Origin of the sequence: Streptomyces sp. CA-142005, from assembly GCF_050942335.1 — a bacterium.
Taxonomy (GTDB): domain Bacteria; phylum Actinomycetota; class Actinomycetes; order Streptomycetales; family Streptomycetaceae; genus Streptomyces.
The window spans coordinates 9,401,105-9,415,299 of record NZ_CP192078.1; the positions used below are offsets into that span (position 1 = coordinate 9,401,105).

Consider the following 14,195-nt stretch of genomic DNA (forward strand, 5'->3'; position numbering starts at 1 on the left):
CTTGAGTGCACCGCCTCACTCGACGGCTACCGTCGCCTTCCATGCGCCCGGGCGCATGCCTGTCGCCTTGTAGAAGAACACCGAGAAGTTGGATGCGTCGGGGAAGCCGAGCGTGGCGGCGCAGCGGGCTGCGGTGAGGCGGTCGTGCGCGAGGAGCCGTTTGGCTTCCAGGATGATCCGGTCGACGATGTATGCCTTCGCGGTGCGGCCTGTGGCCTGCTGCACCGCTCGTGAGAGGGTGCGGGGGGCGTATCCCAGAGCACGGGCGTAGTAGCTGGCGTCGTGGTGGTTACGGAAGTGCGTCTCGACGCTGGAGCGGAACAACCGGAACACCGGATGTGTGAACCGTGCTTCGGCGTGCGGGGGCCGCAGCCGGGCGATGAGCGCGGAAAGCAGGATGTCGGGCAGCTCCGTGGAGAAGTCCTCGGGTGGGGCGGATGCTTCGAGGAGGAGATGGTTGCGCGCGGTGTCGACGAACAGCCAGTCGGCGTCGGGGATGCTCCAGTGCGCGGCCAGGTCCGGGGAGGCGACGAGCTGCCGGGTGGCGTGGGTGACCGGCGCTGTCGGCACGAACAATACGAGGTGCCCCGCCACATCGCCGATGTCGTCCCACCGGTGCACCGCTCCGGGTGGAATCCACACCGCGGACCGCTCCGTGAGCGGGTGGTGGAGGAAGTCCACCGTGACCGAGCCGTGTCCGGCGTCGATGACGGCGAGGACGTGGAAGTCGGCGCGCTGGGTGCCGCCGTCGTTCAGCTCGCGAAGGCGGTCGAACGTCATGGTCTCGACCGCGGCGGCGCGGCGCCCTGCGGGCTGGTAGGTCATCTGCCGAATCACGGTCACGTGTCCAGTTTTCACCATCGGGCGACCAGTCACGCCGATGCCCCGTCCGGGTGCAGAAGTTTCCATGAACTCACGGGGCAATCGCTCAGAACACCGACTGGAAGAAGAGCCACCATGAGCATGACGCAGCAGACGCTTCTGCCCGTTTACGACCACCGGCCGGGGACCGGACCGACCCTGGTGTTCCTGCACTACTGGGGTGGTTCCGCCCGTACCTGGGACCTCGTCGTCGACCGCCTCGCGGGCCGTGACGTGCTCACGGTCGACTTCCGCGGGTGGAGCCGGTCGAGCGCTCTGCCCGGCCCCTACACGCTCGGTCAGCTCGCCGACGACACGCTCGCCGTGCTCGCCGACGCGGGGGTCACCGACTACGTCCTGGTGGGGCATTCGATGGGGGGCAAGGTCGCACAGCTGGTCGCGGCCACCCGGCCCGTCGGCCTGCGTGGCATCGTCCTCGTCGGCTCCGGCCCGGCGAAGCCCGCCGCACAGATCACCCCCGAGTACCAGGAAGCCCTGTCGCACGCTTACGACTCCGCCGATTCCGTAACCGGGGCGCGGGACCACATCCTCACCGCCACCGAGCTGCCCGCATCGGTCAAGGCGCAGATCGTGACCGATTCACGGACCGTCACCGACGCCGCCCGCACCGAGTGGCCGCTGCGCGGCATCGCCCAGGACATCACCGAGCACACCCGCATGGTCAGCGTTCCCGCCCTCGTCGTGGCCGGAGAGAACGATCAGGTCGAACCCGTCGACGTGCTCCGCGACAACCTGGTGCCCTACCTCTCCCAGGCCGACTTCGTGGTGGTCCCGCACACCGGTCACCTGATCCCGCTGGAAGCCCCGGCCGACCTTGTCGCGGCCATCACGGCCTTCGCACCAGCGGCCTGAACCGCGACATCGCCGGTGCTTCCGCCCTGGACATGCTTCAGGCCATGGCCCGCGGCGAGCGCGACCCCGAGGTGCTGGCCGGTCTGGACGGTGAAGCCTTCAGCGCAAGTGCAGGACATGGAAGGTCTCAGCGGCCTGGGGCTCAGTGGCCCTTACTGCACGGCGCGTAAGGGCGATGCTTGGAGGCCACGCGGATAGGCGGAGCAATGCCGTGTGTCGGCGTACACGCGAATGCGCTCAGCCAGGTACGCGGATATGTACACAGACGGCGTTGCCAGCCTGAGCGTCACGGAGGCCGTGGTCATCCGTCATCTCAGGGTGGCGGACACCCACCGCCATCCAGGGCTCCCTGCAGGTGCCTGCGTCGGCGTTCCTCCCGGCGAGCCCGCACCTCATCGATCCGCCACCTCGTCTCCAAGCCTGGCCCCGGCCATCGCCGAGGACCTTGGCTACCACGACAAGGGCCGCCACGCGACGGGTTGCCGATTTCGGAGGAACTTCAGCCCGAATTGCCCAGCCGGCTTCAGGCGACTATGACCCGGCGCCCGCGCGTGTGGCCTGCTTTGCTGTCGATGTGCGCCGCCGCGGCCTCGGCGAGCGTGTACGACTTCTCGACCGGGATGTGGAGCTTTCCCCGCGAGATGAGGTCGGCGGCCACGGCGAGCGCGTCTGGCATGCTCCCGGCCACGCCGGAGAATCGGACACCGAGCTCCGGCGCACCGAGGTCGGCGATGGAGATCACCTTCTGGGGGTTCCCGGTCAGATCGACGAGTTCGTGGATCAGGCCCGCGCCGGCCAGATCGAGGGCCGCGTCGACACGGCCGAGCTGCCGCACTCGGCCACCACGATCCGCGGCCGCCGCGACGAGTGGATACGACAGGGCGTCTTCGCCCGGCTCAAGCAGATCGCGCTGGACTCCTACGACCGGATCGCCGGTCTCGTCCTCGACCGGATCGCAGTCGACGGCTCCGTCACCAAGGCTCCCGGAGGCGGCGAGGTGGCCGGGCGCTCCCCGGTCGACCGCGGCAAACAGGGCCTGAAACGCTCGGGCATGACGGACGGATGCGGCATTCCCCTGGGTCGTGTCCTGTCCGGCGCCAGCCGCCACGACTCCCCGCTGCTCCCCCCCCGACTCTGGACCGCCTGAACGGCCTGGGCCCGCTGCCCGAGGACGTCACCGTGCACCTGGACGCCGGCTACGACTCGGACAGGACCCGCGCGCTGCTCCACGAACGCCGTCTGCACGGCCGCATCGCGCACAAGGGCGAGAAGGCGCCGATCCAGACGAGCCGGCGGTGGCACGTCGAGCGCACCCACGCATGGCAGAACGCTTTCCAGCGGCTCGCCCGCTGCTACGAGCGGCGTACCACCGTCATCCACGCCTTCTTCGACCTCGCCGACACGATCATCACCGTGCGTAGCCTGATCCGGCGTGCATGGACCACTCACCGCTGGGACGAACGCCCGAATCGCCGACCATGACCGCACACCTATCCGTGCGACCTCTAAGTTGAGACGATGCGCTTCGCTTTCAAGACCTCGCCGCAGGGCACGTCGTGGGAGGCCGTGCTGGACGTATGGCGCGTGGCGGACGAGATCGAGATCTTCGAGTCCGGATGGACCTCCGATCACTTCCAGGCCATGCACGGCACCAGCCCGGCCACCCCTCGCCTGGAGGGCTGGATCACCCTGGCGGCACTTGCCCAGGCCACCCGCAGGCTACGGCTGGGCACCCTGGTGACCGGGATCCACTACCGCCACCCGGCGATCCTCGCCAACATGGCCGCCACCCTCGATGTCATCTCCCACGGGCGGCTGGAACTCGGCATCGGAACGGGGTGGAACGAGGAGGAGTCCCGCGCGTACGGCATCGAACTGGGCACCCCGCGACAGCGCAGCGACCGCTTCGAGGAGGCCTGCGAGGTGCTCACCGGTCTCCTGGGCCCCGAGCCGACCACCACCTTCAAGGGCGCCTACTACGAGCTGTCGGACGCACGCTGCAACCCCAAACCCGTGCAGCGCCCTCATCCGCCGCTGTGTATCGGTGGCAGCGGGGAGAAGCGCACACTGCGGACGGTGGCGAGGTTCGCCCAGCACTGGAACTTCGACACCGGGACCCCGGCGCAGTTCCGCAGGGCACGCGAGGTGCTGTTCGAGCACTGTGGCCGCATCGGACGCGACCCCGCGGAGATCCGCCTCTCGGCCCAGGTCCGCTTCACCGACGATCCGGCCGAAGCCGCCGCGAGCGCGGCCGAGTTCGCCGCCGAGGGCGCCGAACTCGCCATCGTCTACCTCCCGTTGCCCTACTCACCACACGTACTGGAGCCTCTGGCTGTCGAGCTGGCCAAGCTGTCCTGACCCGGCGCCTCGGCCGGCCCTGATTCTGGAGTGATCCACATGGCGATACCCGTACATGCCCTCGCGCACCGACCCCTGACCGTGGAGGACGTTGCCGAGTTCGTCGCCCTGCCCTTCGTGCCGCACGTCCCTGACGACGTCGAGGCCGTCGACGAGGAGATACGGCGCCGCGGCTGGCACTGGGAGCAAGAACTGGTCAACGACTCCTTCCGCACCGCTGGCGAGCATGTGTTGTGCTGTGACGGCATCAGTCCGTTCGGAAGTCCCGACGCACGCTACTTCCTCGTCTTCGGCGAGATGTACCCCGTCGACCCGGACGACGAGTCCCGGAGCAACGACGCGTGGCTGTCCGGCTACATGGACGGCTGGCGGCAGCTGCCCGGCTGGAGTACCCGAGAACCGTGCACGGACCAGGACTGCGAGAGCGTGCTCACCCAGGCGGCGCAGGCGGTGACCGAGTGCCTGGGCGCCGCCGCTCGACGGACGATCGTGTCATCCGCCACCGTGGTCACCGGGCCCGCGCTGACACATCGCATCTGGCGCACTCCCACCCACGCCCTCGTCCTCGGACCGTCGGCCGACAACGGCCCGTACGGCTACCTCACCCATCTGCAACTGTCCTGCACGCCACTCGTCTGCGGTCCGGACCTGCCCCCGGCGGGCGACGAGGACGGCCTGGCCGGATGGATCACCGCACACGTCGACTGGTGACCCGGGCCCGGACGGCGCCGCCGGTACCCTGCGGCAGATGGGAGTCGGTAGCGAACAGACCCGGCTGGTGGTGCTGCGCGGCAACAGCGCCTCGGGCAAGTCGTCCGTCGCGGCGGGCATCCGCGACCGGTTCGGCCGTGGGCTGGCCCTGGTGTCACAGGACAACCTCCGCCGGATCGTGCTGCGTGAACGGGACCGGCCGGGAGCGGCGAACATCGGCCTGATCGACACCGTCGCCCGCTATGCCCTGGACGCCGGCTACCACGTGGTCGTCGAGGGCATTCTCTACGCCGACCGCTACGGCGACATGCTCGCCCGGTTGCGCGCCGACCACCGGGGGCCGACCCACGGCTACTACCTCGACGTACCCTTCGACGAGACCCTCGCCCGCCACGCGACCAAGCCGATCGCCGGCCACGTGAGCGAGGCCGACCTGCGGGACTGGTACCGGCAGGGCGACCTGCTGCCCGGGGGAGTGGAGACGGTCATCGGCTCCGACAGTTCCCTGCCGGAGACGGTCGAGCGCATCATGCACGACACCGGGCTGGCCGCCCTTCCGCCCCGGGACTTCTGACTCCGTCCCTGTTCCCCGAGTTCGAGTTCCTGCCGGTGGGAAAGGCTGGGCGGCCGTCGCAGGCCTCGGCCCGGTGGCGATCGGCATGCCGGGCCGGGGTGCCGAGCCCGGCGATGTGCCGATCGCCCTCCCCTGAGGCGGCGAAGTCCCTCAGGCGCCGGCGGCAGGGGCGTGGAAGTAGTGGCCCTTGTCGAGGTCTTCGAGGAGACTCGGGTGGGTCGGCTTCCAGCCCAGCAGTTCGCGGGTGAGCGTGCTCGACGCCGGAAGGCCGAGGCCGATGAAGCCGGCCATCCAGCCGAAGTGCCCGGCCGCCGCCTCGGGTGCCACGGAGACCACCGGCACGTCGAGGTGCCGGCCGATCACCTCGGCGACGTCACGGATCGCGACGCCCTCCTCCGCGACCCCGTGCAGCACCGATCCGGCCGGGGCCCGCTCGACCGCCAGACGGAACAGATGCGCGGCGTCGAGGCGGTGGACGGCCGGCCAGCGGTTGGCCCCGTCGCCGATGTAGCCGGAGACGCCCTTCTCCCGGGCGATGGCGACCAGTGTCGACATGAATCCGTTGTCCCCCTCGCCGTGACAGGTCGGCGAGAGCCGTACCACGGAGGAGCGGATGCCGCGTGAGGCGAACGCCAGCACCTCCTGCGCGGTGGTGGCGCGGATCGAGACGGTCGAACCGTCGAACCCGGCCATGTCCCGCTCGGTCGCCACCCGCCCGGGTGCGAGACCGGCCAGGCCGGAGGCGAGGACGAAGGGCCGGTCGCTGCCGGCGAGCGCCTCGCCGAAGACGTCGACGGCGCGGCGGTCGGCCTCGGCGGCGCCCTGGAAGTCGCCGCTGAAGGCGATGTCGTGTTTGAAGGCGAGGTGGATCACCCCGTCCGACGCGGCGGCCGCGTCCCGCAGCAGGTCGAGGTCGTCGACGGTGCCGCGGACGACCTCCACGCCCGCCGCGGTGAGCGCGGCGGCGGAGGCGTCGGAGCGGGCGAGCCCGACGACCTGGTGCCCCGCCTCGATGAGCTCGGGTACGACGGCGGATCCGATCCAGCCGGAAGCGCCGGTGACGAAGATGCGCATGAGGAGACCTCAGACAATTCGATGTCAGTGACTGTCATAGACGCTACACCCGATGTCAGTCTCTGTCATCACGTAAGATCTCGGCATGGGTAGATGGGAGCCGGACGCGCGCGGACGCCTGGCGAAAGCCGCACTGGAGCTCTACGCCGAGTACGGGTACGAGCAGACCACCGTCGCGGAGATCGCCAAGCGGGCCGGGCTCACGGAGCGGACCTTCTTCCGGCACTACGCCGACAAGCGCGAGGTGCTGTTCTCCGGCGCGGGTGAGCTGGAGGAGCTGATCGTGCGGACGGTCGCCGACGCCCCGGAGAGCGCGGTGCCGCTCGACGCGCTGTCCGCCGGCCTGGACGCGGTCGCCGAGGCGTTCACCGACCGGCGCGAGTTCGCGCGCCGGCGCCACGCCGTGATCACCGCGAACCCCGAACTCCAGGAGCGCGAGCTGATCAAACTCGCCTCGATGGCGGCCGCGCTCGCCGCCAGCCTGCGCGGCCGCGGCATCGCGGAGCCGACCGCGAGCCTGGCCGCCGAGGCGGGCGTCGCCGTCTTCAAGGTCGCCTTCGAACGCTGGATCGCACCGGGCGAGGAACGCCCCATGCGGCAGCTGATCCGGGAGTCACTGGCCGAACTGAAGGCCGTGACCTCGGGCGTCCAGGCGGCACACGGCAGCCGGCGCTGACCCGTCCCCCTCGTGCGTGCGGCCGAACCGCCCTGTCGGCGCAGGGCAGTTCGGCCGTTGGTGACGGGAGGGTTCAGCGGTAGCAGGTGGTGATGCCCGGATGCCAGGGACAGGCGATGCCGGCGAAACCGCCGTTCGCGGTGATGTCGACGCTGAACGTCTCGCCGCCGCTCAGTACCCGCCGGTCCTGGACGAGTCCGTCGGCTCCGTCCCGGATCGTCTCCACCAGCCAGCGCCCGGGGCCAATCGAGAGCGGCACCTCGGCGGTGCGGGCGGCGCCCGCGTACACCCCGCCGAGGAACCAGCGGTCGCCGCTGCGCCGGGCGAGGACGGCCTCCTGACCGGGATGGCCGGCGAGCAGCCGGGTGTCGTCCCAGGCCGCCGGGACTTGTTCGAGGAAGCCGCGGGCGAGTGGCCGGGTGTCGTACGACTCGGGTGTGCCCGCGAACATCTGGAGCCCCGACTCGTAGACGACGGTGAGTCCGGCCTCGGCCGCGTCGGAGTCGGGGCGCTGGCCGACGCGCTGGAAGCCGCCCGGCGTGAAGTCCATGGAGCCGATGACGTTCCGGGTGAAGGGCAGGGTGGTGAGGTGGACGGCCGTGTTGGTGCGCTTCTCCTCGCCGCCGACGCCCTCCATGGTCATCACCTGCGGCCAGGTGCGCTGGATGCCCTTGGGGATCGTGGAGCCATGGAAGTCGATCATGAGGTGATGGGCGGCCGTCTCCCGGAGGACGGTGTCGTACCACTGGAGCATCGACTGCGACTCCGAGTTCATGAAGTCGATCTTGACTCCCTTGACGCCCCACCGCTCCAGCGTGGGCAGCCACTGGGCGCGTTCCTCGGCGGTGTCCAGGTCGCGCTGGTGGATCCAGACGACGATCCCGACGCCCTTGGCGCGTGCGTAGTCGACGAGCCGGGGGAGCCAGCTGTCTGTCTGCCAGTCCGGATCGGTGGTGTCCCACGCGTCGGACTTGAAGTACCAGCCGGCGTCGACGGCTTCGTACGGCCAGTGCCGCTCGGCGGCGTAGTCGACGTACGCCTTCTGCGCGGCGAGGCTCTGGCCGGCCTCGCGTCCCCCGGCGAGCCAGGTCCACAGCACGGTTCCGGGGCGGATCCACGAGGTGTCGGCGACCCGGGAAGCGGGGGCGAGGTCGTCGGTGAAGGTGGACCGGGTGACGGTGGCGAGACCGCCGGTCACCATCGCCCGCCAGGGAGTGGTGAGGGGTCCGTCGGTGTGGACCCGGTCGTCGGCGAGCTTGACGCGGTAGGTGCCGGTGCCCTGGGTGTGGGCGAGCCGGGCGCCGGAGTAGGTGCCGGTGAGGTCGGACTCCGCGAGCAGGGCGTAGCCGCCGTCGGTGGCGAACAGGGCCTGGTCGGAGTACTCGCCGGTGGGTGCGGTCGCGGCGGTGTACTGGTTGAACTGGCCCTCGTTGTCCACCCGGTAGGCGCCGAGCCAGGCGCTCGCGTCCGGCGGCAGGTTGAACGCGGAGGTCTCGCCGAGGACGTCGCCGTACCCGGTGGGCAGGACGTACCGGTAGGCGACGCCGTCGGCGGAGGCGCGGACCACGAGGTCGAGGCGGGCGCCGGCGGCGGAGGCGAAGGACAGCCGGCTCTCGTGCAAGTGGACCCTGCGGTCGAGGCGCTTTCCGGACTTCGCCCGGTAACGCTCCTCGATCGTACGGTCGTTGCGCCGCACGAAGTGCAACCCCTGTGACAGGTCGGCCTGTTCGGTGACGATACCGAGGGGCGACGGCTCGATGACCGTACGGCCCTCGCGGGACACCGACAGGGTCAGCGTGCCGGTGGTGTCGTCCAGGGATATCCGGGCCCGGGGCGCGTGCGCCGCTTCGGACACGGCCCAGACGTGCTCGTGCTGCTCGGCCCGGGCGGGCACGGTCGCAAGGAGCGTGGCCGCAAGCCCGGCGCACAGCGCGGCGACCACGGTTCTCGCTCTGGTCGGTGGTACAGCCATGAGAACCCTCCCTTCTGGTCGGTGGTTAGGGCAGGCCCCACGCCGGGCCCGGCTCGCTGACGGCGACGGGGGCGATGACGAGGTCGGGCCGGGAACCGGCGTACACGAGCACCTCGCGGCCCTTGGGCAGGTCGATGGCGAGGGTGCCGTCGCCCAGGTCCCGGGAGTGGGCCGGGGTGCCGTCGTCCAGCACCGCGGTGAGGGTCCCGCTCAGCCCGTGCCGGAGTTTCAGCGGTTCGCCCGCCAGGCTCCTGACCCGGATGAACCGGGTGGCACCGCCCTTGCGCACGGCACTGACCAGGAAGGCGCCCTGGGCGCGGAAGTTGTGCAGGGTCAGGTCCTTCCAGGCGGACGGCACGGCCGGGAACACCCGGACCACGCCGCCCCAGCTCTGGCAGAACATGTCGTGCAGGGACTGCGAGGCGGACAGCGGTGTCTCGATCACCGGACCGGCCTCGGTGTAGTGGGTGTTGGCGCGGCACGGGTAGCGGGTGCTGGGGTCGAAGAACTTCCGCAGGTAGCCGATCGCGGTGTCACCGTCCCCGGTCATCGCGTAGATCGAGGCGGCGCCGGTGTAGCTGTAGCCCCGGTGGGCTCCGGTCAGCGCGTGCCAGTGCACCACCGACTTCGTGATCAGGTCGCGGTTCTCGGGCTGGTCCCAGTTGACGAGGTGGAGCGGGTACACCATCAGCAGGTGCGAGTAGTGCCGGTGGGACTGGGCGTACGGGGTGTCGGCGCCGATCATGAAGCCGTCGTCGTCGACCGGGTACGGCGTGAGCCGGGCCAGCACCTCCTGCCAACGCGGTTTCGACTCGTCGTCTATTCGCAGCAGTTGAGCGGAATCGAGGAGCGTCTGGCAGCCCCAGCGGATCAGGGCCAGGTCGTAGTTGGTGTCCTGCGGCGGCACCACGGGATATTCCGGCGAGAGCGTGCTGGGCAGGTGGAGCTTGCCGTCGCTGCCCGGGGTGAGGAAGTGCAGGTAGTAGTTGATCGCCCGGCGCAGTACCGGGTAGATCGTGTCGCGCAGCAGGGACTCGTCCATGGAGTGCCGGTAGGACAGCCACACGTTGTGCAGCGCCCAGGTGAGGTCGCCGGTCTCGGCACCGGTGCCGGGTTGTCCCACCCCGCGGTTGGCGAACATGTCGGAGCTGCGGCCGATGCCGGAGCTGTCCGAGCGGTAGGCGGCGGGTACGTTGGCGACGAGCTGTTCCTGGTTCTGGCGCAGCGTGGTGGCGAGCGAGTCGAGTTCGGGGTGGTTGAAGCCCTGGATGAGCCAGTACTCCAGCTGGACGTTGAGGTTCCACCAGACCGCGGGCCAGGGCGTGGGCTCCAGCCACGGCCCGGAGGTGGCCATCACGGGGCCGCCCGCGCGGCTGGCGGAGGCGACCTTGTAGAGCTGGATCCAGTGGAAGCTCTGCAGCCGCTGGTCGGGGAACGACACGAAGCTCTTCCGGTAGAACGCGTGCCACCAGGCGGTGTGCCGGCGCCGCAGGACGTCGTACGAGGGCGCGCGCCGGAGGTTGCGCAGCGAGTCGGCCTCGGCGGCGGTGGCGGAGGGGAAGCTGTGCCCGACGCTGAGCAGGAGGTCGTCGCCAGAACGGCGGTACGAGGTCGCGGTCTGGCCGCCTCCGGACAGGGGCTGGAGCACCTGTGCGGTGCCGTCGTCGGTGGTCCGGGTGGTCCAGGGCGGGTTGCCGGTGTAGCCGGCGGGCGGTGCCTCCTGGATCTTGCGGGGGCTGATGGCCTCCTCGGGGTGGAACGTCCAGGTGACCTTCTCGCCGCCGGCGGCCGTCACACGGGCGGCGAAGACCTCGTCGTGGATGAGGGCGGAGAGGGTGAGGGTGCCGACGGTGGTGGTGACGGTGCCGGTGAGTTCGGCGTTCCACAGGCTCAGCCGCCAGTCGACGGCGGTGATGGTGCCGACCGGATCGAGCGTGAGATGTCCGACCGGAAGCCGGCAGGTGCCCCACCCGCTGCCGAACTCGGGCCGGTGGTCCTGGACTCGGCCGTGCTGCGCGGTGAAACGGATCCGGTTGGCGCCCGGTTCCTGGTAGACCATGCTGCCGAGCAGTCCGTCCCCGAGGAACGGGCCCTCGTACCAGAGCGTCGGCAGCCTGGTCCACAGCAGGTCCTGGCCGCGCAGGAACCGTTCCCACGCGCTGTCGGACGTCATGGTGTCGCGCAGTCTCCAGGGCCGGCCGGTGCCTTCGTCCGCCGGTCCGGCGCCACCGGACGGCCCCGTCCCTTCGGACTGCGCCGCCCGGGCCGTCCCGGGCAGCGCCGCCATCGCCGCTCCGCCCAGCGCGGTACCGAGTACGGATCTGCGGGGAACCGGCGAGCGTTTCTCCGGCTGCGAGGTCATCGTCGCCCTCCAAACCTGACGGCTCATCGAAACATCGGGTGTATCGGGGACCGTAGGGATGGCTAAGGCGCGTGTCAATGATTTCGGTAACCGTTGTTGCTCAACACATCCGATGTATGGCGGTAGTTGTGTTGCGCGAGGACGGCGCCCCGGGCCGCCTTCGGCGGGCCCGGGCCCGCGCCGCGAAGGACCTTGACATTCCGATAACGATCTACCGACGATCGGCACGCACTTTCATGGAACATACATACGATCCTGCGTATGAACAGAGCTGTGAAGATCGGCCTGGCCGGTACCTGCACCGCGCTGCTCGCTCTGGGGGGATTCGGTACGTACAACATCCTGCACAGCCTGACCTCGGGCTCGTCGGGTGACGCAGGCTCCCAGGACGCGCGCGCTTTCGACCCGTCGGCGCTGTCGAGCACGCCTCCGTCGGACGCCGAGGCGGTGAAGCTGGCGCGCGCGTTCCTGGACAGCTGGTCCCGGCAGCACCTGGACGGCGCCGCAAGCGACACCGACCTACCGGGTACGGCCTCGCAGGCACTGCGCGACTACGCCGACGGACTCAACCTGAAGAAGCTGTCGTTCGGTAACATCGTGTCGGTGGGCGCCTCGTCGGTGACGCCGGGTGCCACCAAGGTCACCTTCGACGTGACCGCTCAGGTTGCGGGCGGCACCTGGAGCTACCCGAGTGCGGTGGCCGTGCTGAAGAGCGCCAACGGCCGGTCGGCGGTCCACTGGAACAACTCGGTGCTCTATCCGGGCCTCGCCGACGGCCAGTCGCTGACCGCGGGCAAGCTGCCGGCCGGCGCGGGCGGCACCAAGGTCGTGGCGAGCGACGGCAAGACCGACCTGTCCGGCTTCGCGTCACTGCGGGACATCGCCGCCACGATCGGCGAGAACGCGAAGCCCACGGGCGGCAGCCCCGGGACGGGCGTGGCGGTCGTCGACGGCGGCGGCACGGGCGTGGAGACGCTGAAGGTCTTCACCAAGGGCCGCCCGGCGGTCGTCAGGACCACCATCGACGCCGGCCTCCAGGCGGTGGCCGAGCGCGCCGTGAAGGATGCCCACCTCCAGCAGAAGCCCGCCGGTACCGTGGCACTGGACTGGCGCAACGGCCACATCCTGGCGATCGCGCACTCGGGCGACGACGGCGACATCGCCATCAACGGCATCAAGTCCCCCGGCTCCACCATGAAGATCATCACCTCGGCGGCCCTCTTCGACAAGGCAGGTCTCACGCCGAGCAGCCCGGCGCCGTGCCAGGACTCGCAGATGGCCAACAGCCAGCTGTTCCACAACGACTCGGGGGTGCGGGCCAACCCCGGCTCCTCGCTCGCCCAGGCGTTCACGGTGTCGTGCAACACGTCCTTCATCAAGGACGGTTTCCGCTACCTCGTGCACAACGGAGACGCCTCCGCCCTGAACGACGAGGCGGTGAACGTCTTCGGCATGGGCAGCTGGTCCATCGGCGGCGGGGTCGCCACCACCGACCCGAGCATCCCGCCGGACGTCCAGGGCGGTGACCAGGCGGCCCAGTTCATCGGCCAGGGCAAGGTCACCGCCACGCCCCTGTTCATGGCCTCCGTGGCGGCCACCGTCCGGGGCGCGGGCTTCCACCAGCCGATCATCCTGCCGGGCCAGCACCAGCAGACGGCGTCCCGGCCGATCTCCGCCCGCACGGCCGGCTATCTGCAGTCGATGATGCGCAACGTCGCCACCAGCGGTACGGCGGCACCGCGCCTGGGCGGACTGGTGGGAGTCGGCGCCAAGACCGGCACCGCGGAGGAAGCGGACCACACCAACGGCTGGCTGACCGCCTACAACTCCCGTATCTCGGTCGCGGCGCTCGTCGAAGGCGGCAGCTCGGGTGTGGACTCGGCGGGTTATGTCGTACGACGGCTGCTGACCGGCAGCTGAACGTCGGTCCCTGGGCAGGACGGTGATCCTTCCTGCCCAAGGGCCGGGTCCTTGGCCGCAGCCGGCGTGCCGGCGCCGGCCGGCCGGTTGCTCACCCCGCCGGTTGCTCACCCCGCCGGTCGCTCACTCACCCGGTGACGAGGGCGAGGGTGAAGCCGTCGTACCCCTTCGAGCCGACCGTCTGCAGGGTGGTGGCGGTCAACCGCGGGTGCCGGGCGATGAGTTCGGTGAAGCGGCGCACCCCCTGGACGCGCGGGTCGTCGCTGGCCGCCTCGGTGACGGCGCCCTCGCGCACCACGTTGTCGCCGACGATGACGCTCCCGGGACGGGTGAGCTTCAGGGACCACTCCAGGTACTCCGGGTTGGAGGGCTTGTCGGCGTCGATGAAGACCAGGTCGAACGGGCCGGCCTCCTCGGCCGCGAGCACCGGCAGCGTGTCCTGGGCCTTGCCGACGCGGATGTCGACGAGGCGGTCCAGCCCGGCACGGGCGATGTTGGCGGTGGCGACGGCGGCGTAGTGCGGGTCGCTCTCCAGCGTGACCAGGCGGCCGTCGTCCGGCAGGGCCCGGGCGAGCCAGATGGTGCTGTAGCCGCCCAGGGTGCCGATCTCCAGGATGCGGCGGGCGCCCCGGATCCGGGCGAGGAGGTTCAGCAGCTTGCCCTGGTTGGGGGCCACCTGTATCGCCGGGAGCCCCGCGGCATCGCTGTCCCCGGCGGCCGAGAGCAGGGCGTCGTCCTCCTTCACGAGCAGACCGTTGAAGTAGTCGTCGACCGCGGTCCACGTCCGCTGGGGCATAGTAGGTTCCCTTTCGAC

11 protein-coding genes and 2 pseudogenes are annotated in these 14,195 nt (G+C 70.3%); 7 read left to right on the plus strand and 6 right to left on the minus strand.

Translation table 11 applies throughout. The features are described 5' to 3' along the window. Positions 1–15: 15 nt before the first annotated feature. The gene (locus tag ACQPXS_RS43340) at positions 16–843 is read right to left on the minus strand and encodes a helix-turn-helix domain-containing protein (RefSeq protein WP_433454967.1); all 828 of its coding nucleotides are present in this window, start codon (positions 841–843) and stop codon (positions 16–18) included. A gap of 114 nt (positions 844–957) precedes the next feature. Here ACQPXS_RS43340 and ACQPXS_RS43345 point away from each other — a divergent pair, with 114 nt between their 5' ends. Continuing rightward, entirely contained in the window at positions 958–1,734 is a 777-nt protein-coding gene (locus ACQPXS_RS43345; RefSeq protein ID WP_433454968.1) for an alpha/beta fold hydrolase, read from the plus strand. A 523-nt stretch (positions 1,735–2,257) separates the two neighbouring features. On the opposite strand, the pseudogene ACQPXS_RS43350 reads toward ACQPXS_RS43345, so the two are convergent. After that, positions 2,258–2,572 (minus strand): annotated as a pseudogene (locus ACQPXS_RS43350) (zinc-binding dehydrogenase); the annotation flags it as partial. On the opposite strand from ACQPXS_RS43350, the pseudogene ACQPXS_RS43355 reads away from it, so the two are divergent. From ACQPXS_RS43355 to ACQPXS_RS43370, 4 genes and pseudogenes are all read left to right on the plus strand, one after another. Next, positions 2,555–3,216 (plus strand): annotated as a pseudogene (locus ACQPXS_RS43355) (IS5 family transposase); the annotation flags it as partial. The pseudogenes ACQPXS_RS43350 and ACQPXS_RS43355 overlap by 18 nt on opposite strands. Before the next feature lie 36 nt (positions 3,217–3,252). Continuing rightward, a complete protein-coding gene (locus ACQPXS_RS43360) occupies positions 3,253–4,092 on the plus strand; it encodes an LLM class F420-dependent oxidoreductase (RefSeq protein ID WP_433454969.1) in 840 nt (279 codons plus the stop codon). A gap of 39 nt (positions 4,093–4,131) precedes the next feature. Next, positions 4,132–4,803 (plus strand): hypothetical protein, encoded by a 672-nt coding sequence (locus tag ACQPXS_RS43365; protein ID WP_433454970.1) that lies wholly within the window; start codon positions 4,132–4,134, stop codon positions 4,801–4,803. A gap of 37 nt (positions 4,804–4,840) precedes the next feature. Then, complete coding sequence (locus tag ACQPXS_RS43370; RefSeq protein WP_433454971.1) at positions 4,841–5,377, plus strand: AAA family ATPase; 537 nt, start codon at positions 4,841–4,843, stop codon at positions 5,375–5,377. A 150-nt stretch (positions 5,378–5,527) separates the two neighbouring features. On the opposite strand, the gene ACQPXS_RS43375 is transcribed toward ACQPXS_RS43370, so the two are convergent. Beyond that, positions 5,528–6,451, minus strand: coding sequence for an SDR family oxidoreductase (locus ACQPXS_RS43375; RefSeq protein ID WP_433454972.1), 924 nt, complete (start codon positions 6,449–6,451; stop codon positions 5,528–5,530). 85 nt (positions 6,452–6,536) lie between these two features. Between ACQPXS_RS43375 and ACQPXS_RS43380 the strand changes: the two genes are divergently transcribed. Next, on the plus strand, positions 6,537–7,127 hold the full coding sequence (locus ACQPXS_RS43380; RefSeq protein WP_433454973.1) for a TetR/AcrR family transcriptional regulator: 591 nt from the start codon (positions 6,537–6,539) through the stop codon (positions 7,125–7,127). A gap of 73 nt (positions 7,128–7,200) precedes the next feature. Here ACQPXS_RS43380 and ACQPXS_RS43385 read toward each other — a convergent pair whose 3' ends face one another. Then, positions 7,201–9,099, minus strand: a complete 1,899-nt coding sequence (locus ACQPXS_RS43385) for a glycoside hydrolase family 97 catalytic domain-containing protein (protein ID WP_433454974.1) — start codon at positions 9,097–9,099, stop codon at positions 7,201–7,203. Positions 9,100–9,124: 25 nt separating this feature from the next. After that, the gene (locus ACQPXS_RS43390) at positions 9,125–11,461 is read right to left on the minus strand and encodes a glycosyl hydrolase family 95 catalytic domain-containing protein (RefSeq protein WP_433454975.1); all 2,337 of its coding nucleotides are present in this window, start codon (positions 11,459–11,461) and stop codon (positions 9,125–9,127) included. Between the two features lie 261 nt (positions 11,462–11,722). Between ACQPXS_RS43390 and ACQPXS_RS43395 the strand changes: the two genes are divergently transcribed. Continuing rightward, positions 11,723–13,381 (plus strand): penicillin-binding transpeptidase domain-containing protein, encoded by a 1,659-nt coding sequence (locus tag ACQPXS_RS43395; protein WP_433454976.1) that lies wholly within the window; start codon positions 11,723–11,725, stop codon positions 13,379–13,381. A 127-nt stretch (positions 13,382–13,508) separates the two neighbouring features. Here the strand turns inward: ACQPXS_RS43395 and ACQPXS_RS43400 are convergent, their stop codons facing one another. Next, a complete protein-coding gene (locus ACQPXS_RS43400) occupies positions 13,509–14,177 on the minus strand; it encodes an O-methyltransferase (protein ID WP_433454977.1) in 669 nt (222 codons plus the stop codon). Positions 14,178–14,195 lie beyond the last annotated feature (18 nt).

Excerpts from the sequence above, each read along its gene's own strand:
- ACQPXS_RS43380 (WP_433454973.1), top strand. The coding sequence starts at position 6,537 with ATGGGTAGATGGGAGCCGGACGCGCGCGGACGCCTGGCGAAAGCCGCA.
- ACQPXS_RS43395 (WP_433454976.1), top strand. The coding sequence starts at position 11,723 with ATGAACAGAGCTGTGAAGATCGGCCTGGCCGGTACCTGCACCGCGCTG.
- ACQPXS_RS43400 (WP_433454977.1), bottom strand. The coding sequence starts at position 14,177 with ATGCCCCAGCGGACGTGGACCGCGGTCGACGACTACTTCAACGGTCTG.
- ACQPXS_RS43370 (WP_433454971.1), top strand. The coding sequence starts at position 4,841 with ATGGGAGTCGGTAGCGAACAGACCCGGCTGGTGGTGCTGCGCGGCAAC.
- ACQPXS_RS43385 (WP_433454974.1), bottom strand. The coding sequence starts at position 9,099 with ATGGCTGTACCACCGACCAGAGCGAGAACCGTGGTCGCCGCGCTGTGC.
- ACQPXS_RS43360 (WP_433454969.1), top strand. The coding sequence starts at position 3,253 with ATGCGCTTCGCTTTCAAGACCTCGCCGCAGGGCACGTCGTGGGAGGCC.
- ACQPXS_RS43375 (WP_433454972.1), bottom strand. The coding sequence starts at position 6,451 with ATGCGCATCTTCGTCACCGGCGCTTCCGGCTGGATCGGATCCGCCGTC.
- ACQPXS_RS43390 (WP_433454975.1), bottom strand. The coding sequence starts at position 11,461 with ATGACCTCGCAGCCGGAGAAACGCTCGCCGGTTCCCCGCAGATCCGTA.
- ACQPXS_RS43345 (WP_433454968.1), top strand. The coding sequence starts at position 958 with ATGAGCATGACGCAGCAGACGCTTCTGCCCGTTTACGACCACCGGCCG.
- ACQPXS_RS43365 (WP_433454970.1), top strand. The coding sequence starts at position 4,132 with ATGGCGATACCCGTACATGCCCTCGCGCACCGACCCCTGACCGTGGAG.